Below are 20358 nucleotides of genomic sequence, written 5' to 3'. Positions count from 1 at the left end.
ACCACTCTTCTTGGGCCTTTCTCACTATCTTCTTTTCGTAATTTTCCCTGCACCACCAACCCGTGTTTTAGGGGGAGATGTATTCTTTGGCGGAGTTTTAATCGATGATTTGGGCTTCACATCTGAGCTATTACCACCTGGTGATTTTGTAATTGTTCCTTTCTTTCCTGTAGATGGTGGAACTTTCTTATTCTCTTTTTTCGTAATACTTCCTTGATCTCCTACAGATGGTTTGGAATCAATTTTATCACTTCTTTTAATAATCGACCCTTTTCCCTCTTTTGTAATAGGCGGTGGTGTTTTCTTTTCCTCTTTTGTAGGCGGTCTTTCCGGGATAACTGGCTTATGATTTTGTCTATCATTATATCCGCGATAATCACCACGCGACGATTTATACGAACCAAATATATCATTTAAAATACTTCCGACAATATACCCTTGTAAAAAAGATGGTTGATAATTTTGGCGAACAAATTCTTTATTGCTAATTTCAATCAGTGTATCCGATGGTTTTTCTTTATCTTTTTGAAGGTTATAAATCTCATCAGAATACACAAGAAACATTTGATTTTCGTCTTCTTTTGACACTTGCTTTGGCTCTTTTTCATCTACCAATTCCTTTGCAACCTGAGGAACTGTTTTGTTTGCAGCCCTATATACATATGATTCTTGCTTACCATCTTTTGCAACTGATTCTAATGGGTAGCGGTCTTGAATGGACTGTTCATTTCCCTCTCCCAATAATATGTAGCCAGCAACTATAAGTATTCCAATAATTACAAAAGTAGCAATACCGAGCGATTTAATCATGGTAAACAATCGGTTTGACATGATTATCGCCTCCTTATGTTGCCCTTATAATTTGTACATCCGCAGAAAGAATTGCTTCTCCCTCATACATCATTGTGCGTCCATCTTGCCATTCAATACGAAGTAATTTTCGATTATCGGATTGAAATTCCCATACATATTGCTCATCTGAAACAGCAAACGGTGTTTTTCCCATGACAACAGCACGTCCACTATAGTGCTCTTCTAGATGATAATCGATACCATCCATTTCAATTGTTGTTGGAATCTCATCTATCGAATCTAAACGCCCGTCAATCGGTGTATATAATTTATAATACGTACTTTCACGATTTTCAATTTTTAAATAACGAATCGTTTTCCCATCCTGCAACGTTAATACAATTTCATTACGAGAATGCATGCTTGTTTTTCCAATTAATTCATACATTATTAATGAAACTTCAATCATATCTCCAGGAGCTAACGTTAATAACGATCGTTCTGGTTTAGCAGGTTCTGGACTTTTTATTATATTTTTAATTCGCTTAAATAAACTCATGCTTTATCCCTCCTCTTTCTGTTATAGACAAGCTGCTAAAATAAGTGCTCCAACAATATGTAATGAGCCCGCTAATAAAGCGTGCGAAACATGCCCTTGCTTTGTTCCTTCTTCTAAATCTAATCCCATTATTTTTCTTAAGATCAATTCAATCAACATCTCTACAACTAATAAAATGACAAATGATACAACTGAGGCTAAAAGTGCTTGCCATAAATCATTTGATTTTGTAATCGATTGCGACAAAATATATCCTTGTGCAAATAATTTCATAATAAATCGTGTTGTCACAGCTATATTTCCTTTTTTCATTTCTGCTACATCATTATATTTTGTAAAAATAGAATCAATCCACATCAGTGTAAATAAAAGAATAGCGCTTGCTCCTGTCCAGACAAACATCGCTAACACATTCATCCACGTCATACAAAAACCTCCTCTAAGAACATAATAAGAAAACCGACATGATTACTTTTCATGTCATGTCGGTTCTTTTATCTTTATATCTATGTTCATTCCCTGTATCGAAATACAAATAAAGTAAATTACTTTTTTACAGCATAAAATGCTGCGTCTATATACAGCTAAACACTCTTTCTCCTAAAAAAGAAAGATTTTTCTTCTATATTACTTCTCGTACTGCTTCATAATACGCGCTAATTCGTCCTCTACAGCTGAGTTTTTATTTAAAGCTGCAAATTCCTCATCTAACGACTTTTCTTTTTTATAAATTTCACCGCTTGCCTCTGCTTCTGCTTCTAATTGAAGAGCTTTTTCTTCCATGCGGCTAAGCCCCGCTTTTGCAGTATTAGCATCGAATCCAGACATTGCTTGATTGATACTTTTTTGTGCTTTGGCTGCATTTACACGCGCAACAAGCGTTTCACGTTTATTTTTCAATTCTGTTAATTGCTTGCGCATTTCTTCTAATTTAGCACGAAGGTTATCCGCAGCCGCTTTATTTTGTTCATAACTTGCTTTATATTCATTCATTTTTTGCTCTGCACTTTGCTTCTCTTCTAAAGCGCGACGCGCAAGATCAATATTGTTTGCTTGAACAGCCATATGCGCTTGTTCTTCACGTTTTTTAACAAGTGCTTCTTGCTCTTCAAATAATAATTTAAACTTTTTCTCAAGCGCAATTTGAGCTGCTACACTCTTCTCAGCTTCTTGTACATCCTCTTGCATATCACGTAAATATTGATCCGTCATCTTAACTGGATCTTCCGCTTTTTCAATGAGTGCGTACACATTTGACATCGTTAGATCCCTTAATCGCTTAAATAAAGACATTTCAATTCCTCCTATATATTTACATCTAATTTCAAATCCCCTACTTAGAAGCCTTAAAAAATCTCCCTTCACAGTAAAAATATTCATTTTTATAACCTTGTGTACATTATATCAAACCCAACATGCCCTTACATCTTATTTTTCAAATATAAAAAGAATAATCTTACATTCTGATTACAATATGTGTATACAATTCCCTATGTTCGAATTTCCCACTCCTTCTTTTTGTTACTCCATTACATATTTGTCATGTTACTGCAAGAAAAATCAATCGTTCATATAAAATGAAACTTGTAACATTAGACGGAAAGAAAGTACTTGTAATGAATCAAACAAAAATATGAAGGCAACACAAGTATTGGTAATAACCGTAGCTATGCAGATATGTTTACAATTGTAGAGAATGCTGCATATGACACCGTAAAAGGAGAAGAAAAAACTGTAGGTGTGCTGAAATTTGATAAAGACCTTAGCAAAGAGTTTTCAGGAAGAAATGGAGTAGACGCGGCGTAGCTTGTTAAAATGAAATGATACATAAAAAAAGCTTTGCAAATTTCGCAAAGCTTTTTATTTATTCACAGTATGATTCCTATTCGGACTACAAGTTTTCGACTGACAAGATTGATTTAAAGAACATGCCGCACATTTTCCTTTTTTACTTCTCTTTACAAAACGAAATAACGTATATCCTGCATAACCAAAAATGACAGCACCAATAACAATATTGACTATCATTATTATACATCTCCTTCTAGAATCCGAGTAACGCCCCAACTTGATATATGACAAATGTTAATACATAAGCAACAATAAGTGGATACACAACAGAGAAAATCGTCCATTTTATCGAACCTGTTTCCCGGCGAATCACAGCTACTGTTGCAAGGCATGGAACGTACAACAAAAGAAAGAACATAAATGCATATGCTGATAACGCTGTATAGTGCGCTCCCATAATATTTCCTAATGCATCTTCTTTTACTGCATAAATAATTGCCATGGTCGAAACAACGACCTCTTTTGCTAAAAACCCTGTTAACAGTGATGCTGCTGCTTGCCACGTTCCAAAACCGAGCGGTGCTAACAGCGGTGCAACGACTCCACCAATCATCGCTAAGAAACTATCTCCCATATCAACACCAAACCCAGATGGACCAGCATAATTTAATAACCAAATCACAACCGATCCACCAAAAATAAACGTACCCGCTTTACGGACAAAGCCTTTTCCTTTTTCCCATGTGCTAAGCCATAATGTTTTCGCTTGCGGCATGCGATAAGGTGGCAATTCCACAACAAAAATAGACTTTTCTTCTTTTAAAATCGTCATGGACATGATTTTCGTAACAAGTAATGCAAGTATAATACCGGCGATGTATAAAGAAAATACAACAGTCGCCTGGCTATGAGGAAAGAAAACTCCTGCAAATAATGCATATACAGGTAGACGCGCTGAACAAGACATAAATGGTGTTACGAAGACCGTTAACAGTCGTTCTTTTTCTTGTTCAATTGTTCTTGCTGCCATAATTCCCGGAACGTTACAACCAAAACCGATAATCATTGGAATAAACGCTTTTCCGTTTAAACCAAAGAACTCCATAATTCTATCCATCACAACTGCGATTCGCGCCATATATCCGGAGTCCTCTAATAATGAAATAAAAAAGAACAAAGCAAAGATTTGTGGGACAAATACTAATACAGCACCAACGCCAGCAATAATTCCTTCCGTAATAAGCGCTTGAATAAAATCAGAAGCTCCTATATGAATCAACCCAGCTGTAACCCAATCTGTAAGCTGTCCACTAAAAAATTCATCAAGTATATCCGATAATGGTGTGCCAATCCACGTAAACGTAACCTGAAAAATGAAAAACATGACTGCTAAAAAGATGGGCAGTCCAAAAATTTTATGTGCAATCAACTTATCTATTTTTTCTGAAAAAGGAATTTTCCCTTCCTGTTTATGTTGAATGACACTTGTTTTTAACTTTTCAATATACGTTGCACGCGTGTTATACATATGCTCTTCTAACGTACAATCCAGTTTTTTCTCTAACTGAGAGCGTATTGTTACTAATTCATGATAAATAGATAATCCCATTACCTCTTGTTCCACCACTTCATTATTGCTTAAAAATTGAAGCGCTAGCCATCTTAAATGCTCATAATTTTCTTTCATAAAAAGTGTCATGATACTTGCTATTGCTGTCTCTACTTGTTCACCATATGAAAGAATAAATGAGTTCATTTCTTTCCTATTATTTTCATGAAGAGTAGCTAGTAATTCATCACAACCTTTCCCGTTTCTTGCAACAACAGGAACAACTGTTACTCCCAATATTTCTGATAATCTTTTTACATCAATCACAATTCCGCGTTGCTTTGCCACATCAATCATATTTAAACCAATAGACATAGGCTTTCCAAATTCCAAAAGCTGTAATGTTAAATGCATATTGCGCTCAAATTGAGAAGAATCAACAATATTTAACATATAATGAAATTCCTCTGTTAATAAAAAGTGAGTAACGACTCCCTCATCTCGAGAAACAGGATTTAAATCATATACACCTGGTAGATCAATTAATGTTCCTTGTTTATCTTTCAATTTCCCTATCTTTTTTTCTACCGTTACCCCGCTCCAGTTTCCTACATATTCATAAGAACCTGTTAATGCATTAAATAACGATGTTTTTCCTGTATTTGGATTCCCTAACAAAGCAACCTTATTCACACTAATTCCACCTTTATCATTTTCGCATCGCAATGACGAATACTAATGAATTGTCCGCGGCACTCTAGTGTAAACGGCCCTTTGAACATCGCCTTTTGTTTCACACGCAATTCACTTCCTTCTGAAAGACCAAATGCAACTAATCTCCGTTTTAACAATTTATCTAATGCCTGCATACTTTTCACTAATACTTTTTCACCTATTTGAATATCAACCAAACTCATAATCTCCCCCCTTAAAAGATAATGATAATTATTTTCAATAAATTATAGCATACTGTATAAATCATACACTATAGCTTTTCTATTCTATTTGTTAACATTTTCGTACACTTATATTGAAATAGTGGCAATACAAGATTCATTTGCCCTTCTCATCCATTTCGATTAAAATAAATTTAACAAATAAAGAATTTCGTTATCACAGGGGGAGCTATATGGCTGAGAGGGAACAATTTGTTCCGACCCTTAGAACCTGTTAGTTAATGCTAATGTAGGGATTGTGCAAACGTTAAAATACATCTCCTCTTCTTCATTACGTATTTTATATCTCCCTATGGTACATAATTCTTTTTTGTGCAACTTGGATTTAGGGGGAATGTCAACATGCGTAACACCAATTTACAAGCGATGATTGAATCTGCAATTCTCGCAGCCTTCGCCTTAATCATCGACATTTTACCATTATCAATTAAAATCCCAACAGGCGGTTCTGTTTCATTTGCTATGATCCCTATTTTTATTATTGCGTATCGCTGGGGATTCAAAATGGCCTTTTTAGGAGGGCTTATTTGGGGGTTATTACAAATTGTCTTCGGAGATGCCTATATTTTAACGCCAATACAAGCGGTTATTGAATACTTCATTGCTTTTGCTTTTATTGGATTTGCTGGCTTATTTTATCGCTCAATTCAAAAAGCCATTTCAAATAACCAAGGAAAAAAAGTTCTCTTGTATATAATCTTGGGAACATTGATCGGCAGTTTTGCACGCTATTTCTGCCATTTTATTGCGGGAATTATTTTCTGGGGACAATACGCACCAAAAGGACAATCAGCCTTTCTATACTCTTTCATTGTAAATGGTAGTATAATGCTTGCTTCTTTTGCATTATGTACAGTATTGCTATTGCTTCTATATACAACGTCACCACGTTTATTCCAAAGCATTCGTGCTTATCCTATTCATTCAAAAAATAAGAGCGCCTAAACGCTATTCTTTAAGTTGTAGAGAAAGAATTCTCTACAACCTTTTTTATGAACAGAATGGAAAAGGCACTGTAGATTTTCTCTACAGTGCCTTTTCGTGTCTCAGTACTTAATTGTTACTTTCATGCAATTCTAGAATAGGAGTATCCGAAGAAAATTGTCTTGGCTCAGTTTTCTTTAAGTGATTTTTGACGTTACACTTCTGATATTGGACAATCCATGCTTTAATAGGGTTAGTAAAGATGATTCTTTGCTCTTGATTAGGGGTCCCTTCTTCCAAATTACAATGTTCGCCCCATTTACACCATCTCATTGTAAATGTTGAAGAAGTTTCATCATCTGATTGATCAAATAAGTGAGAAAGAGTCATCTCTCCATCTAGTATGATAGTATTACTAGTAGATAGAAAAGCAAAGTTTGTCCAACGTTTCTTCATTCCCTCCTACTCCTTTTCGCATAGAATGCCTAAAACTACATTTACCTAAAATGGGTTTGTCTCTTTCCTTACACTTTTTATAGTACCCGAAATAATATTACTCAACTATCGATTATTCTTACAATTCACCTTACATTTTTGTAAGAAATAAAGTGAAACTTTAATCAGTAGTGGTTTTCTTCATCCCCCACTAATTATGAGCCCTCACCAATCGGGCTGCCCTAAAATAGCGGGATAAAAAAACCTCCATCTCTTATAAATGAAGGCCTTACATTATACTTTATTTTTTATTATTATTTAATCCCGCTTCATATAATTGACGCATCATTCCATGAGAAATAGCTCCAAGAATTAAAGTCATTCCAATTAACGAAACTCGAAGCACAGGAATATCAATTATATAAGCTAGCAACCCAAGAACAATTGTTAGAAATAATGCTTTTATAAATGTAACACTTGTGTACTGTTTCTTTTTCATGACTCTCACCTTTCATGAAAACGTTTTCCTTACCACTATTATATCATATCATCAGACCTTTTACGGAGGATTTTGTTAAAAAATATTGAATTTTCACTTCTCATCATCATGTTTTGACTTTTCTTTCTCTATCCTTTACAGTCGAAATGTTCATAAGTTTTATAACGTAGGAGGCTTCTCATGAATATTAAAATAAAAGATACATTAATCTCCGAAGAAACACTACAGGCAAAAGTCAAAGAATTAGCAAGCCAAATTGAGCGTGATTTTGCTGGAGAAGAAATCATTATTATTGCTGTATTAAAAGGTTCTTTCGTCTTTGCCGCTGATTTAATTCGTCATATTAAAAACGATGTAACTATTGATTTTATCTCTGCATCTAGCTATGGTAACCAAACGGAAACAACGGGGAAAGTTAAATTACTAAAAGATATCGATGTCAATATTACCGGGAAAAATGTCATTGTTGTAGAAGATATTATTGATTCTGGTTTAACACTTCATTTCTTAAAAGATCACTTCTTCATGCATAAACCAAAAACATTGAAATTCTGTACATTACTGGATAAGCCAGAACGTCGTAAAGTAGACTTACAAGCAGAATATGTAGGATTCCAAATCCCTGATGAATTCATTGTTGGATACGGTATTGACTGCGCAGAAAAATATCGTAACTTGCCATACATCGCTTCCGTTGTAACAGAAAAGTAAGTTGACACTTCCAGAAAGTGTATTTCTATCATGCATTATTACTAAAGAGGCAAAGGGAGAGATACAAATGAATAAGACAGAGTTTGAAAAAGTTCTACTCATTGTCAATCCAAAAGCAGGACAAGGTGATTTACATACAAATCTAGAAAAAATTGTCCCGCCACTAGCAGCCACTTTTCCCGACTTACGAATCCTTCATACAAAAGAGCAAGGAGATGCGACAAAATATTGTAGAGAATTTGCAAGTGAAGTTGATTTAATCATTGTCTTTGGCGGTGATGGAACCGTTTTTGAATGTACAAATGGACTAGCTCCTCTTGAAATAAGACCAACTCTTGCCATTATTCCAGGAGGAACTTGTAATGACTTCTCTCGTACACTTGGCATTCCACAAAATATTGCTCATGCAGCAAATGTGATTGTAAAAGGAGATACAAAGCCAGTTGATGTTGCAAAAGCAAATGACCAATACTTCTTAAATTTTTGGGGAATTGGACTTGTTTCGGAAGTATCTCATAACATTGACGCAGAGGAAAAAGCAAAGCTTGGGAAAATTGGTTACTATTTAAGTACACTTCGTACCGTTAAAAATGCTGATACTTTCTCTGTCAAGATTACGTATGATGGACAAATATACGAGGATGAAGCTGTCTTAGTAATGATAGGAAATGGAGAATATCTTGGTGGAATTCCTTCCTTCATTCCGAATGTACAATGTGATGATGGTTCCCTTGATATTTTTGCTGTAAGATCAACAGGTTTCCAAGCATTTAGAGATTATATTAACAAGAAACTCTTTGAAGACACTGATGAAAATGATATTTTTCATGCACAAGCAAAATCTATTCGCATTGAAACGAAAGAGGAAAAAGAAGTGGATACAGATGGAGAAAGTGCCCTGCACACACCATGCCACATTGAATTGTTACCTGGGCATTTTACAATGATTTATAACTCTAATACCGTGCGATAAAGTTATCATGAACGAAACTAGCTCCTTACCCGTAATTTCGTAGGTTAATTTGGTTACACTGAATAACTATAAAAAACAAACCAAATCAGAGCTACATTACGAAAGGAGCTAGTTTATTATGAAGGATATCACAAAATACGTAGTTTTAAACATTTCATTCCTATTTATTTACTACCGTACTTTTTTTCTGTATACACAAATACGAAATACTAGCAATGCTAAAAATAATACCACCGAAATAAATTCCATACTTCGTCGCCATTTCTACAATTGTTTCAATATCATTTCATATAGCCAAAGTGTATCAATCATTTTTTAAAAAATAGCATCAAAAATTCTTAAGATTTTATGAAGAAGTAAAAAAGACTTTGCGCACACCCGCAAAGTCTTTCTCCATTTATAAACCAAATATTTAATAGTATGAATCAACTGAATCGAAACGGAATGATCCTATTTGTTCATTCCTTTAAATTTCCGCTGTATGTTATAAAAAGCGACGCTAGATAATGTTGTGGGCCGATCCTCCAGAAATAGCAGACATTACATCTACAACTTGTTGGAAAAATTGTTTACAATCTAACTCACCACGGTGTAATTCCTTATATAATTGTCCATCTTTCATGAAGATAACACGTTTACAATAACTTGCCGCAAAGGCATCATGTGTAACCATTAAAATTGTTGCATGATCATATTCATTCAATGATTTCATACTTTCTAATAAATCAGTCGCTGCTTTTGAATCAAGCGCCCCTGTTGGCTCATCTCCAAAAATCATACTTGGATTTGTAACAATAGCACGAGAAGCTGCGCAGCGTTGCTTTTGTCCGCCAGATATTTGATAAGGAAATTGATTTAAAATATGATCAATTCCAAACTTCTTCGCAATTTCAAGTACGCGTCGGTCAATTTCATTTGCTTTTATCTTTGATAATGCAAGTGGTAACGCAATATTCTCTTTTACTGTTAACGAATCTAGTAAATTATACTCTTGGAAAATGAAACCTAAATGATTGCGGCGAAATAAAGCCAATGTATCATCATTCATCTTTACAATATCACTTCCATCAATGAAAATCTCACCGCTCGTCGCATGATCAATTGTAGAAAGAACATTTAAAAGAGTCGTCTTACCGGAACCAGATGGTCCCATAATTCCAACGAACTCACCTTCTTTTACTTCCAAATGAATGCTCTTTAACGCTTCAAATTGATTTCCACCTGTATCATATATTTTTTTTATATTTCTTGCTTCTAGCACTGTTTTCATCTATCATTCCTCGTTTCTTCTATTCTTTCTTTCCACTCTATCTACTCTCTACTTTTGCCACTATCGATGTTTCTTACAAAAAGAGGTCAGTTATGTAAGGGCTTTTAGTAGAAGAAAACGAAATACAGCTTTGCGAAATAACTACTTTACTACTGTAACACCAAGGATCAAGAACCATCCATTCATTCTTCTTACAGGAACATTACATTTCTGTAAGATTAAACAGCACCTATATCATTGTACATGGAATGTTAAATGCGGTTATTTCCTTCCTGCTACTCTAGAATCCAAACTTTGTAAAAGTAAAAAAGCTGTTCTTCCCCTAGAAGGAAAAACAGCTTTTCATTTTCCCTCTCCCCCTTTAGTCGTAAACGTAAACACCCACGCTAATAAATCTGGAAATACAGTCGTGTTTAAAGAGTAAACAACGAATTGTCCTCTTTTTTCATCTTGAATAAATTCAGCAGTTTTAAGTGATGCGAATCAATAATTAGACATTTAGATATTTATCTAAATATCTAACCAACAATAAATAATTGTAAATGATTCACATGTATCTTTTTACTTTTTCCACTTTTGTCCTATACTGTTTAGTAGCACTTATTGCAACATAATGAAAAGACAAGAAACACATGTTACACTATAGCTACAATGGCTTTTGGAGGAGGAATATACATATGTATACAGTTTTAATCGTTGAAGACGATCCAAATATTTCATCTTTGCTTCAATCTCATATTCAAAAATATGGTTATGAAGCTGTTATTGCGGAAAATTTCGATGATATTCTAGAATCATTTAACGCTGTAAATCCACATCTTGTCTTACTTGATGTTAATTTACCTAAATTCGATGGTTTTTACTGGTGTCGTCAAATTCGTCATGAATCAACCTGTCCTATCATTTTCATCTCTGCTCGTGCAGGTGAGATGGAACAAATTATGGCAATTGAAAGCGGTGCGGATGATTACATTACAAAACCATTCCACTATGACGTTGTGATGGCAAAAATAAAGGGACAATTACGACGGATTTATGGCGATTATGCACCAAATATTTCTGAACGAATCGTTGAAGTAGAAGGATTAAAATTATTCCCGGAACGACCAGAAATGCACTTTAAAGCTGAGCAAGTTCTTCTTACAAAAAAAGAGGCCATTTTGGCAGAAATGCTTCTAGCGAAGTTCCCACGCACAGCAAGCCGTGAAGATTTACTAGCTGCACTTTGGGATGATGAAAGCTTCGTGGAAGAAAATACATTAAATGTAAATATTACACGCCTTCGTAAGAAGTTTAATGAACTTGGCATTCAAAATGGAATTGAAACTGTGCGCGGATTGGGATATCGCTTAAATGCAACTTGGAGTGAATAAGCATGAGGTTATTTTTACGTGATCATTTTGCATTTTTTCTACTATATGCTTTAAATTTCGGTATCATTTTCATATTATATGACGCTGTCGATGGATTTCAAAATAACAAATTTTATTTTATCGTACTAAGTTTATATTTATTTATTTGCTTCCTTGCTTATCGCTATGTTCGCAATCGGAGAATGTATCATCGTTTAAGTGAACCACCCGATAAACTGGAAGATGCATTTATTGAAAGAGCAACAGCTCCTATGCCTCATAGTGTAAACGAGCTTGTTCGCACACAATATCGTTTGTTTCAAAAAGAATTGCAAACGTATGAAGTAAAACAACAGGAACATCAATTATTTATTAATCACTGGGTACATCAAATGAAAACTCCCGTTTCTGTTATGCAGCTTATGGTTCTAGAAATGGAAGATGAGCAATTAATTCCTAAGTTTAAAAAGGAACTCGATAGATTAAATCAAGGACTTGATATGGCATTATATATGGCAAGATTAAATAACTTCCACGAAGACTTCCATGTTGAAACCATATCATTGAAAGAGATTGTAACGAAAAATATTAATGGATTAAAAGAGCTATTGATTCGCAATGGAGTCTTCCCCGTGTTAGAAGTGCACTCTGATTTTAAAGTTGCTTCTGACGCGAAATGGTTGAATTTCATCATTTATCAATTAATGACAAATGCTGTCCGCTATTCGGGAGAGCATGGGAAAAAAGTTTTCTTATCTGCCTATTCTAATGGGACAAACATTGTTTTAGAAGTGCGCGATGAAGGTGTCGGTATTCCAAAAGAAGATATTCGCAGAGTATTCGAACCATTTTATACTGGAAAAAATGGTCGCACATTCGGAGAGTCTACCGGCATGGGCCTTTATATTGTAAGCAAAATTTGTGATTATTTAGGCCATTCCGTAACGCTCGATTCTGAAGTAGGCAAAGGCACTTCTATTAAAATTATTTTCCATCATGCTGTAAATAACGTATCTGATGAAAATAAGACGGTGATAAGTACATGACAATAGCATATTTCACAAAAGTGTATGAGGATTCATTCTCATACACTTTTTACAGCAAGATTTTTTGTTCTTTTATAAGGAGGCATACAGCATGACATTTTGGCAATTCGCATTAAAAAATGTAACACGTAACTCAAGAGCTTATTTCGCTTATTTTGTAAGTAGTGCGTTTTCCATTGCCACTTTCTTTTCATTTGCAGTGTATTTATTTCATCCTCGATTACAAAATATGAGTACATCAGATGCCGTAACAAGCTTAATGATTTTATCAGAAGTGATTATTGTCGGTTTCTCATTTTTATTCCTGCTTTATTCCATCGGTACTTTTTTAAAAGTGCGCAAAAAACAGTTTGGTATTTTAACCGTCTTAGGGATCTCACAAAGACAATTAAAGCGTCTTATATTTATGGAAAATATGTTAATTGGAGGATTGTCTATCTTTTTTGGGATACAATTCGGACTCGTTTTTTCACAATTTTTCTTGCTTGTAACAGCCAAAATCACACACGCATCTGGTCTATACTTATATTGGCCCACTGGTGCGATTATTTTAACTATAACAATCTTTCTTGGTCTCTTTATTGTTGTCTCAACTTTTACTCCTATGCTTATTCGAACAAGAAAAGCAGTACGCTTACTAAAAGAAGGGAATATGAAGCAGAAGGAACGTAAGCCTTCTATATTTATTTCTCTTTTTGGTATTACTTGTTTACTTTTAGGATATATATATTAGCTGGCAATCCAAAATACTTTCTATCACTCGGCTTAGAAATCGGAACCATATACATTGCTTCTAGCGTTTTTGTTATTCCAGCACTCGTTACGATTGGAACATACCTTTTCTTTTCTCAAATTAGTTTCCTGCTGATTCGTATATTAAAAAGACAAAGAAAATTTTATATGAAACGGATTAATATGCTGTGGATTTCTGATTTAGCAAGTCGTATTCGAACCAATATTAATATGCTCTTTATTGTAGCAATGCTCTCCGCCCTTGCATTTACAATGATTACATTCATATATGGATTAGGAAAATTTATGAAATTTGATGTAGCAAACAATAAGCCATTTCCTTTCACTTATATTTCATATGATGCCAATCCATTTGCCTCACAGCATATGAATTGGCTAGAAAAACGACTTAGTGAAGAACAGTTTTCCTATAAAAAATTGAAAACTGATCTATATGAAATTTCATTGCAAAAAGACGAAACCATCTCATACGACCGAACTGCATATGTACTAAAGGAAAGTGATTATAATAAACTGGCAGATGCTTTAGGCTTGAAACACCTTTTTGTAAAAGACAATGAAACATATGTACTACCTGGGCATGGTTATCAAAATGTATTGAGCCCTCTGCAAAAAGATCTCAAGCAAACAAACATTACGCTGTCCCAGGCTTCACTTACATTACAAATAAAAGGATATGAAACATTCAGTGTAATACCGACTGGATTAACATCACAATTACTAATTTTATCTGATGATACTGTCCATGCATTATCCAGCCATATGAAGCATATGACACTATATAACTTTGCTGTACAAGATTGGGAAAGGACACACGTAATCGCTAGGGAATACCTTGATAAATTAACGGCAGATCGAAAAAGTATTGCATCGGAAGAGCCTTTATATATGATGGAAGAAGCAAGTGATACATTATATCAAATTAAATTAGGTGCTGCTTCCTTCTTCTTAATTGGTACGTTCCTTGGTGTCATTTTCTTTATCGGAGCTGGAAGTGTTCTTTATTTCCGTATGTACACCGATTTAGCAAATGAACATGAAAAGTATATTACCATTACCAAAATTGGTCTAACCGAATTAGAGATGCAGCAATCGGCTACGATTCAACTTGCTATCTTGTTTTTTGTTCCTTATATTATGGCTTCCATCCATACAATGTTTGCAACGAAAATGCTACAAGAAGTGATAAACTTATCATTATTTACTGAAGTTACAGTTGTTCTCATTATATTTGGAATGGTCGAGATTCTCTTTTTCTTCTTAATTCGTTCCTTGTATATACAAAAGTTATCGCAGCACATTAAGCTTTAAAAAATAGAAAGGTGAATTCTTATGGAAGAAGTATTGCATATAAAAAATGTCTCAAAAGTGTATGAGGGTAAGGTCCCTCATACTGCTTTAAAAAATATTAATTTACATGTAGATAAAGGAGAGTTTGTTGCCATTATGGGGCCTTCTGGGAGTGGAAAGTCCACTTTCTTAAATGTAATTTCAACGATTGATTCTCCTACTGCTGGTGAAGTATTTATTAATGGCAAACAGCCGCATACGTTCCGGCGTGAAAAGCTTGCTGTATTCCGCCGTCAAGAACTAGGGTTTGTCTTTCAAAACTTTAATCTTTTAGACACATTAACAATTGGAGAAAATATTGTCTTACCATTAACGCTAGACAATGTTCCTTTAAAAGAAATGGATGAAAAACTTGATAGTATCTCAAAGAAACTTGGAATTGATCATATTTTAGATAAACGAATTTTTGAGGTTTCTGGTGGACAAGCCCAGCGAACTGCAGTAGCTCGTGCGGTCATTCATCATCCATCTCTTCTACTTGCAGATGAACCGACGGGAAACCTAGATTCAAAAGCAGCCATCGATGTTATGGAATTGTTTACAAAACTCAATAAAGAAGAGAATGCTACGATTTTAATGGTAACGCATGATCCTTTTGCCGCAAGTTATTGCAATCGCGTTATCTTCATTAAAGATGGAGAGCTTTATAATGAATTACATCGCGGATTGTATCGTGAGAAGTTCTATCAAGAAATATTAGATGTATTAGCATTGCTTGGCGGAAGACGCGGATGACGTTTTTGCAATTTGCATTTAAAAATGTAACGCGCAATTCGAGAGCTTATTTTGCTTACTTTGTAAGTAGTGCATTTTCCTTTGCTGTGTATTTATTTCATCCTAAACTTAAAAATAGTGAACTCAATCAAGCCCTTAACATCTTGATAGCTACTTCCGAAGTTGTCATTCTCTTCCTCTCCTTTTTCTTTTTGCTATATTCTATTGGTACCTTTTTAAAAGTACGCAAGAAACAATTTGGCATCTTAACTGTTTTAGGAACATCACAAAAACAATTCATACATGAAAAACGTTCAGCATGATCTCGAATCCGTTCAGACGGAGCATCCTCCATTTCATGCTACTGAGACCAGCAATTCACTGTATCAATTAGGAGTTGCCTCTTTTTTCTTAATTGGTACATTCCTTGGTGTAATCTTTTTCATCGGTGCTGGAAGTGTTCTTTATTTCCGTATGTACACCGATTTAGCAACTGAACATGAAAAATATATTACCATTACCAAAATCGGTTTAACAGAATACGAGATGAAACAATCTGTTACCATTCAGCTTGCCATCTTATTCTTTGTTCCATATATTATGGCTTCTATTCATACATTTTTTGCAACAAAGATGCTGCAAGATATATTAGGCTTATCCTTATCTGCTGAAATCACAGTTGTGCTAACGATTTTTGGATCGGTTGAAATTCTCTTTTTCTTTTTACTTCTCTCTCTATGCAAAAATTATCACATCCTATTAGATTATGAATAAAATAGCCTTGTGCGTCACACACAAGGCTATTTTTAATAGTTTTTGTTAGCAGCCGTAACCATATCCGCCATATCCGCAATAGCCGCCGTAGCCACCGCCGAAGCAGCTAGCTCCGATAATAATTAACAGAATAAACAATACAATTAAAAGCGCAAAGCCGCCTCCGCAACCATGATGTCCATGCCCATGTCTGTTATCGCACTTTTCACTCATTTGCTCTATTCCTCCTTTACTATCATTCGTAACAAGATCTCCAATCTTGCTCTAAATGAGGGGATTCAATTTATATTATGTTTTTGGGGCAAATGGGAAGCTTGTTTGGCACAAAAACGGGCTTGTGCTCTTATGTACAAAGAAAAAGAGGATCCGCTATATGAATCCTTTTTTTATCTCTTATATATAATATGTTGCTTTGTTATTTCCTCTAATCTCTCGCGGTTCACAGCATATCCAAGCCCAGTAGCTTTCGGAACAATCACTTTTCCATTCTGAAGCGTTACTTCTGGCAAAATAATATCCTTCTCCCAATGTCTATTAGAAGCAGAAATATCTCCTGGAATCGTAAAGTTTGGAAGCGATGCTAATGCAATATTTTGTGCGCGTGAAATTCCCATTTCAACCATACCGCCGCACCAAACTGGAATGTTATGATTCCTACAATAATCATGAATTTGAATGGATTCCGTAAGTCCTCCCACTCGGCCCGGCTTAATATTCATAATGCGACAACTTCCAAGTGTAATTGCTACTCTTGCATCTTCCAAGCTATGAATACTTTCATCTAAACAAATGGGGGTTTCCATTTGTTTTTGAAGCTTGGCGTGATCCAAAAAATCGTTATCCGCTAACGGCTGCTCAATCATCATTAATTGAAATTCATCCAGCCTTTTTAACCGCTCAATATCCGCTAACGTATACGCAGAATTCGCATCTGCCATAAGTGGTATCTTTGGAAAAACTCTTCGTATTTCCTTTAGCAATTCATAATCAAGTTCCGGCTTAATTTTCACTTTAAAGCGCTGATACCCTTCTTCTGCGTACGTTTCAATTCGTTTCAACATATTGGGAACTGTATCTAACCCGACTACAACCCCTACTTCAATTTCTGGCTGTGTTCCCCCAAGTAAAGTTGCTAATGACTGATTATGACGTTTCGCATATAAGTCCCATACAGCCCCTTCTATTCCTGCTTTCGCCATATGGTTCCGTTTTATATGTTGAAAGAGACTAGGAATTTCATCTGGGTGCATAATTTCAAGCTTTAGCAAATCTGGCAATAAAAAATCTCGAAGCATATGAAGTGCTGTTGTGATTGTTTCTTCCGTATACCACGGTTCTGAAAAGGCGACAACTTCTCCAAACCCGATATATCCGTCCGTATCCTCCAATTCAACTACAATGCTTTCCCGTCTTTCATATGTGCCATAACTCGCAGCAAAAGGAATAACAAGCGGCATTTCTGTTACATAGAGCGTTGCCTTGTTAATTCTCATTTATTTCTCCTCCAAAAGCTGCCTTAGTTCACGTCTTAATAATTTTTTTGAAGCATTACGCGGTAACTCATGTAAAAAATAAACCGCTTTTGGCACCTTATACTTTGCCAATTTCTCTTCGCAAAAATGAATCATTTCTTCCTCGGTAACCTGCCCCGCTTTTACAACAAATGCAACAGGTACTTGTCCCCATGTTTCATCAGACTTTCCAACGACACCTGCTTCTAAAACGAGCGGATGAGAAAGTAATACCTCTTCAATTTGCGCAGGATAAATGTTTTCGCCACCTGAAATAATTAAATCACTGCGACGATCTAATACATATAAAAATCCTTCGTCGTCTACATAACCAAGATCACCAGTATGAAGCCAACCATCTACAATTGTTTCACGCGTTGCATCTTCACGCTTAAAATATCCTCGTGTGACGTTAGGACCTTTCACAACAATTTCTCCTTCTACATTTGCAGGCATAACCTTACCGTCCTTCTCAATGCGAAGTTGACATGGGAAAAGAGGTTTCCCTGCAGAACCAACTTTCGTTAACATATAATCAGCAGAAAGCGTACAAATTTGTGAAGATGTTTCTGTCATTCCATATGTTTGATATACTGGAATTCCTTTTTGTACACATGCTTCTAAAAGGGGCTTTGGTGCCGGTCCTCCGCCTAATAACATGCAGCGTAAAGAGCTTGGATATGTTTCATTTTCCAGTCTCTCTAACAAATCTGTCAACATCTTTGCAACAACTGATATAATGGTTACCCCTTTTGTTTGAATGGCTTGATGAATAAAATCTGGGTCATATTTGGGAACTAACAATACTCGCATACCGTACATAATGTTTTTCATTAAAAGAGATAATCCGCCTACATGAAACATTGGCATACATGCTAACCAACAATCATCATCGCGAAGCCCTAAATTCAGCGAAGAACCCACAGCACTTGCCCAATGGTTCCCATATGTTAAAATAACTCCTTTTGGCTTGCCCGTTGTTCCAGATGTATAAATGATTGTCATTGCCTCTGCTAAAGAAAATTCCTCTTGAATCACCACAGACTGCTTTGGTCCGTTCTCCACTTCCTCAAATGTGTAGACAGGCACCTGCTCTGGTTCAAATATTTGATCAGTTAATAAGCAAATCACTTCAGCATCTTCCATTTGCCAAAGTAGCTCTTCTCTTGAAAGACGTGTATTTAGTAATACAGCTATAGCTCCTATATAAGATAGTGCATGAATCACTGCAATCATTTCCATACCATTTTTCATCAGAACAGCCACTTTTTGACCTTTTTTTATTTGTAAGTAAGCAAGGTTTTCACAAACAGATACTACTTTTTCATGTAATGCGAAGAAAGTAATTTTCTCCTCTTTTGTTTCAATTGCGATGCGATCCGGTGTTAAAAATGCACGTTGCATTAGCCAATTGGGCATTGTCTCCATTTCCAATTCTCCTTCCATGAAAGAAAGAGACTTGATGTGTATCAAGTCTCTTATTCTGAACGAGCTACTTCCGCATGGGAAAGTAAAAATTACTCTTCATGCGAAAGAACATTAGCCGTCAGGGATAGACATTCGATTCCGCTTTTGATCAAGGGAAACGAGGGAATTGTCCGAAGTCTGGACGGCGTTTTTCTTTGAACGCGTCACGACCTTCTTTTGCTTCGTCAGTTGTGTAATACAATAACGTTGCGTCTCCCGCTAGTTGTTGAATACCAGCTAGGCCGTCCGTGTCTGCGTTGAATGCAGCTTTTAAGAAACGTAATGCCATTGGGCTCTTTTCTAAAATTTCTTCTGCCCATTTTACTGTTTCTTCTTCTAATTGATCTAGTGGTACAACTGTATTAATTAAGCCCATATCAAGCGCTTCTTGTGCGTTATATTGGCGACATAAATACCAAATTTCACGAGCTTTCTTATGACCTACCATGCGAGCTAAATAACCAGCACCGTATCCACCATCAAAGCTTCCTACTTTCGGACCAGTTTGTCCAAATACTGCGTTGTCTGCCGCAATTGTTAAATCACATACAATATGAAGTACGTGTCCACCACCAATTGCATAACCTGCTACCATTGCGATAACTGGTTTCGGAATTGCACGGATTAAACGTTGTAAGTCTAATACGTTTAATCGAGGAATTTTGTCTCCTCCTACATATCCACCATGACCGCGAACTTTTTGGTCGCCGCCAGAACAGAATGCACGTCCACCTTCACCAGTTAAAATGATAACGCCGATATTTTCATCATCACGCGCATGTGCAAAAGCATCGATTAACTCCATTACCGTTTCAGGACGGAATGCGTTATGTACTTCAGGGCGATTAATCGAAATCTTTGCGATACCATTGTATGTGGAATAAATAATATCTTCGTAATTGCCTTCTTTTATCCATTCGATAGCCATTACT

21 protein-coding genes, 4 pseudogenes and 1 riboswitch are annotated in these 20358 nt (G+C 35.7%); of the genes and pseudogenes, 10 read left to right on the top strand and 15 right to left on the bottom strand.

Annotation, left to right across the window (positions count from 1 at the left end; translation table 11 throughout):
• Positions 1-24 precede the first annotated feature (24 nt).
• From MR059_RS18725 to MR059_RS18710, 4 genes are all read right to left on the bottom strand, one after another.
• A complete protein-coding gene (locus tag MR059_RS18725; protein WP_012095926.1) occupies positions 25-831 on the bottom strand; it encodes a DUF4247 domain-containing protein in 807 nt (268 codons plus the stop codon).
• Positions 832-844: 13 nt separating this feature from the next.
• Positions 845-1351 carry a DUF4178 domain-containing protein gene (locus MR059_RS18720; protein ID WP_012095927.1) on the bottom strand — a complete coding sequence of 169 codons (507 nt, stop codon included), beginning with the start codon at positions 1349-1351 and terminating at the stop codon, positions 845-847.
• 21 nt (positions 1352-1372) lie between these two features.
• A complete protein-coding gene (locus tag MR059_RS18715; protein WP_012095928.1) occupies positions 1373-1777 on the bottom strand; it encodes a DUF350 domain-containing protein in 405 nt (134 codons plus the stop codon).
• 201 nt (positions 1778-1978) lie between these two features.
• Positions 1979-2644 carry a PspA/IM30 family protein gene (locus MR059_RS18710; protein ID WP_041810089.1) on the bottom strand — a complete coding sequence of 222 codons (666 nt, stop codon included), beginning with the start codon at positions 2642-2644 and terminating at the stop codon, positions 1979-1981.
• Positions 2645-2974: 330 nt separating this feature from the next.
• Between MR059_RS18710 and MR059_RS18705 the strand changes: the two are divergent.
• Positions 2975-3157: pseudogene (locus MR059_RS18705) on the top strand (lipoprotein BA_5634 family protein); the annotation flags it as partial.
• 54 nt (positions 3158-3211) lie between these two features.
• Here the strand turns inward: MR059_RS18705 and MR059_RS18700 are convergent.
• Genes MR059_RS18700 through MR059_RS18690 form a run of 3 tightly spaced genes read right to left on the bottom strand, consistent with a single transcriptional unit; the run spans position 3212 to position 5608 of the window.
• Entirely contained in the window at positions 3212-3379 is a 168-nt protein-coding gene (locus MR059_RS18700; protein ID WP_012095931.1) for a FeoB-associated Cys-rich membrane protein, read from the bottom strand.
• Between the two features lie 16 nt (positions 3380-3395).
• The gene (feoB, locus tag MR059_RS18695; RefSeq protein WP_012095932.1) at positions 3396-5384 is read right to left on the bottom strand and encodes a ferrous iron transport protein B; all 1989 of its coding nucleotides are present in this window, start codon (positions 5382-5384) and stop codon (positions 3396-3398) included.
• Complete coding sequence (locus tag MR059_RS18690) at positions 5381-5608, bottom strand: FeoA family protein (RefSeq protein WP_012095933.1); 228 nt, start codon at positions 5606-5608, stop codon at positions 5381-5383. Before MR059_RS18690 ends, feoB begins: the two co-directional genes overlap by 4 nt.
• A gap of 191 nt (positions 5609-5799) precedes the next feature.
• Positions 5800-5901, top strand: a riboswitch (TPP riboswitch).
• Positions 5902-5989: 88 nt separating this feature from the next.
• Between MR059_RS18690 and thiT the strand changes: the two genes are divergently transcribed.
• Positions 5990-6592 carry an energy-coupled thiamine transporter ThiT gene (thiT, locus tag MR059_RS18685; protein WP_012095934.1) on the top strand — a complete coding sequence of 201 codons (603 nt, stop codon included), beginning with the start codon at positions 5990-5992 and terminating at the stop codon, positions 6590-6592.
• Positions 6593-6700: 108 nt separating this feature from the next.
• On the opposite strand, the gene MR059_RS18680 is transcribed toward thiT, so the two are convergent.
• Both MR059_RS18680 and MR059_RS18675 read right to left on the bottom strand, forming a co-directional pair.
• Positions 6701-7027, bottom strand: coding sequence for a hypothetical protein (locus MR059_RS18680; RefSeq protein ID WP_041810091.1), 327 nt, complete (start codon positions 7025-7027; stop codon positions 6701-6703).
• A 280-nt stretch (positions 7028-7307) separates the two neighbouring features.
• Positions 7308-7505 (bottom strand): hypothetical protein, encoded by a 198-nt coding sequence (locus MR059_RS18675; protein WP_012095935.1) that lies wholly within the window; start codon positions 7503-7505, stop codon positions 7308-7310.
• A gap of 180 nt (positions 7506-7685) precedes the next feature.
• Between MR059_RS18675 and hpt the strand changes: the two genes are divergently transcribed.
• Together hpt and MR059_RS18665 are read left to right on the top strand one after the other, a co-directional pair.
• Positions 7686-8216 carry a hypoxanthine phosphoribosyltransferase gene (gene hpt / locus MR059_RS18670; protein ID WP_012095936.1) on the top strand — a complete coding sequence of 177 codons (531 nt, stop codon included), beginning with the start codon at positions 7686-7688 and terminating at the stop codon, positions 8214-8216.
• A gap of 67 nt (positions 8217-8283) precedes the next feature.
• Positions 8284-9189: a diacylglycerol/lipid kinase family protein gene (locus MR059_RS18665; RefSeq protein ID WP_012095937.1), complete on the top strand. Its 906-nt coding sequence runs from the start codon at positions 8284-8286 to the stop codon at positions 9187-9189.
• A gap of 499 nt (positions 9190-9688) precedes the next feature.
• Here MR059_RS18665 and MR059_RS18660 read toward each other — a convergent pair whose 3' ends face one another.
• Both MR059_RS18660 and MR059_RS18655 read right to left on the bottom strand, forming a co-directional pair.
• Positions 9689-10459, bottom strand: a complete 771-nt coding sequence (locus MR059_RS18660; RefSeq protein WP_012095938.1) for an ABC transporter ATP-binding protein — start codon at positions 10457-10459, stop codon at positions 9689-9691.
• Positions 10460-10801: 342 nt separating this feature from the next.
• Positions 10802-10936, bottom strand: a pseudogene (locus MR059_RS18655) (transcriptional regulator); the annotation flags it as partial.
• Positions 10937-11136: 200 nt separating this feature from the next.
• Between MR059_RS18655 and MR059_RS18650 the strand changes: the two are divergent.
• From MR059_RS18650 to MR059_RS18625, 6 genes and pseudogenes are all read left to right on the top strand, one after another.
• Positions 11137-11832, top strand: a complete 696-nt coding sequence (locus MR059_RS18650) for a response regulator transcription factor (protein WP_012095939.1) — start codon at positions 11137-11139, stop codon at positions 11830-11832.
• Between the two features lie 2 nt (positions 11833-11834).
• Positions 11835-12857 (top strand): sensor histidine kinase, encoded by a 1023-nt coding sequence (locus MR059_RS18645; RefSeq protein ID WP_012095940.1) that lies wholly within the window; start codon positions 11835-11837, stop codon positions 12855-12857.
• Positions 12858-12948: 91 nt separating this feature from the next.
• Positions 12949-14921 (top strand): annotated as a pseudogene (locus tag MR059_RS18640) (FtsX-like permease family protein).
• 21 nt (positions 14922-14942) lie between these two features.
• A complete protein-coding gene (locus tag MR059_RS18635) occupies positions 14943-15695 on the top strand; it encodes an ABC transporter ATP-binding protein (protein ID WP_012095942.1) in 753 nt (250 codons plus the stop codon).
• The gene (locus tag MR059_RS18630) at positions 15692-15997 is read left to right on the top strand and encodes an FtsX-like permease family protein (protein ID WP_041810093.1); all 306 of its coding nucleotides are present in this window, start codon (positions 15692-15694) and stop codon (positions 15995-15997) included. The genes MR059_RS18635 and MR059_RS18630 overlap by 4 nt, the downstream gene beginning before the upstream one ends.
• A 13-nt stretch (positions 15998-16010) precedes the next feature.
• Positions 16011-16448: pseudogene (locus MR059_RS18625) on the top strand (ABC transporter permease); the annotation flags it as partial.
• A gap of 45 nt (positions 16449-16493) precedes the next feature.
• On the opposite strand, the gene MR059_RS18620 reads toward MR059_RS18625, so the two are convergent.
• The 4 genes from MR059_RS18620 to menB form a co-directional block, all read right to left on the bottom strand.
• Positions 16494-16661, bottom strand: coding sequence for a YjcZ family sporulation protein (locus MR059_RS18620; protein WP_081428408.1), 168 nt, complete (start codon positions 16659-16661; stop codon positions 16494-16496).
• Positions 16662-16834: 173 nt separating this feature from the next.
• Complete coding sequence (gene menC, locus MR059_RS18615) at positions 16835-17941, bottom strand: o-succinylbenzoate synthase (RefSeq protein ID WP_012095943.1); 1107 nt, start codon at positions 17939-17941, stop codon at positions 16835-16837.
• Positions 17942-19387, bottom strand: a complete 1446-nt coding sequence (locus tag MR059_RS18610; protein ID WP_242161936.1) for an o-succinylbenzoate--CoA ligase — start codon at positions 19385-19387, stop codon at positions 17942-17944.
• A gap of 148 nt (positions 19388-19535) precedes the next feature.
• Positions 19536-20354, bottom strand: a complete 819-nt coding sequence (gene menB, locus MR059_RS18605) for a 1,4-dihydroxy-2-naphthoyl-CoA synthase (RefSeq protein ID WP_012095945.1) — start codon at positions 20352-20354, stop codon at positions 19536-19538.
• Between the last annotated feature and the right edge of the window lie 4 nt (positions 20355-20358).

The sequence above is a fragment of the Bacillus cereus group sp. BfR-BA-01522 genome, assembly GCF_022662635.1.
GTDB lineage: Bacteria > Bacillota > Bacilli > Bacillales > Bacillaceae_G > Bacillus_A > Bacillus_A cytotoxicus.
Note: the sequence above shows the minus strand (reverse complement) of the source record. Positions and strands in the feature narration are given on the sequence as shown.

Coding starts and splice junctions, on each gene's coding strand:
- MR059_RS18610 (WP_242161936.1), bottom strand. CDS start 19,387: ATGGAGACAATGCCCAATTGGCTAATGCAACGTGCATTTTTAACACCG.
- menC (WP_012095943.1), bottom strand. CDS start 17,941: ATGAGAATTAACAAGGCAACGCTCTATGTAACAGAAATGCCGCTTGTT.
- MR059_RS18725 (WP_012095926.1), bottom strand. CDS start 831: ATGTCAAACCGATTGTTTACCATGATTAAATCGCTCGGTATTGCTACT.
- MR059_RS18620 (WP_081428408.1), bottom strand. CDS start 16,661: ATGAGTGAAAAGTGCGATAACAGACATGGGCATGGACATCATGGTTGC.
- MR059_RS18665 (WP_012095937.1), top strand. CDS start 8,284: ATGAATAAGACAGAGTTTGAAAAAGTTCTACTCATTGTCAATCCAAAA.
- MR059_RS18720 (WP_012095927.1), bottom strand. CDS start 1,351: ATGAGTTTATTTAAGCGAATTAAAAATATAATAAAAAGTCCAGAACCT.
- MR059_RS18630 (WP_041810093.1), top strand. CDS start 15,692: ATGACGTTTTTGCAATTTGCATTTAAAAATGTAACGCGCAATTCGAGA.
- MR059_RS18690 (WP_012095933.1), bottom strand. CDS start 5,608: ATGAGTTTGGTTGATATTCAAATAGGTGAAAAAGTATTAGTGAAAAGT.
- thiT (WP_012095934.1), top strand. CDS start 5,990: ATGCGTAACACCAATTTACAAGCGATGATTGAATCTGCAATTCTCGCA.
- MR059_RS18675 (WP_012095935.1), bottom strand. CDS start 7,505: ATGAAAAAGAAACAGTACACAAGTGTTACATTTATAAAAGCATTATTT.
- MR059_RS18645 (WP_012095940.1), top strand. CDS start 11,835: ATGAGGTTATTTTTACGTGATCATTTTGCATTTTTTCTACTATATGCT.
- hpt (WP_012095936.1), top strand. CDS start 7,686: ATGAATATTAAAATAAAAGATACATTAATCTCCGAAGAAACACTACAG.
- MR059_RS18710 (WP_041810089.1), bottom strand. CDS start 2,644: ATGTCTTTATTTAAGCGATTAAGGGATCTAACGATGTCAAATGTGTAC.
- MR059_RS18680 (WP_041810091.1), bottom strand. CDS start 7,027: ATGAAGAAACGTTGGACAAACTTTGCTTTTCTATCTACTAGTAATACT.
- MR059_RS18635 (WP_012095942.1), top strand. CDS start 14,943: ATGGAAGAAGTATTGCATATAAAAAATGTCTCAAAAGTGTATGAGGGT.
- MR059_RS18650 (WP_012095939.1), top strand. CDS start 11,137: ATGTATACAGTTTTAATCGTTGAAGACGATCCAAATATTTCATCTTTG.
- MR059_RS18700 (WP_012095931.1), bottom strand. CDS start 3,379: ATGATAGTCAATATTGTTATTGGTGCTGTCATTTTTGGTTATGCAGGA.
- MR059_RS18715 (WP_012095928.1), bottom strand. CDS start 1,777: ATGACGTGGATGAATGTGTTAGCGATGTTTGTCTGGACAGGAGCAAGC.
- menB (WP_012095945.1), bottom strand. CDS start 20,354: ATGGCTATCGAATGGATAAAAGAAGGCAATTACGAAGATATTATTTAT.
- MR059_RS18660 (WP_012095938.1), bottom strand. CDS start 10,459: ATGAAAACAGTGCTAGAAGCAAGAAATATAAAAAAAATATATGATACA.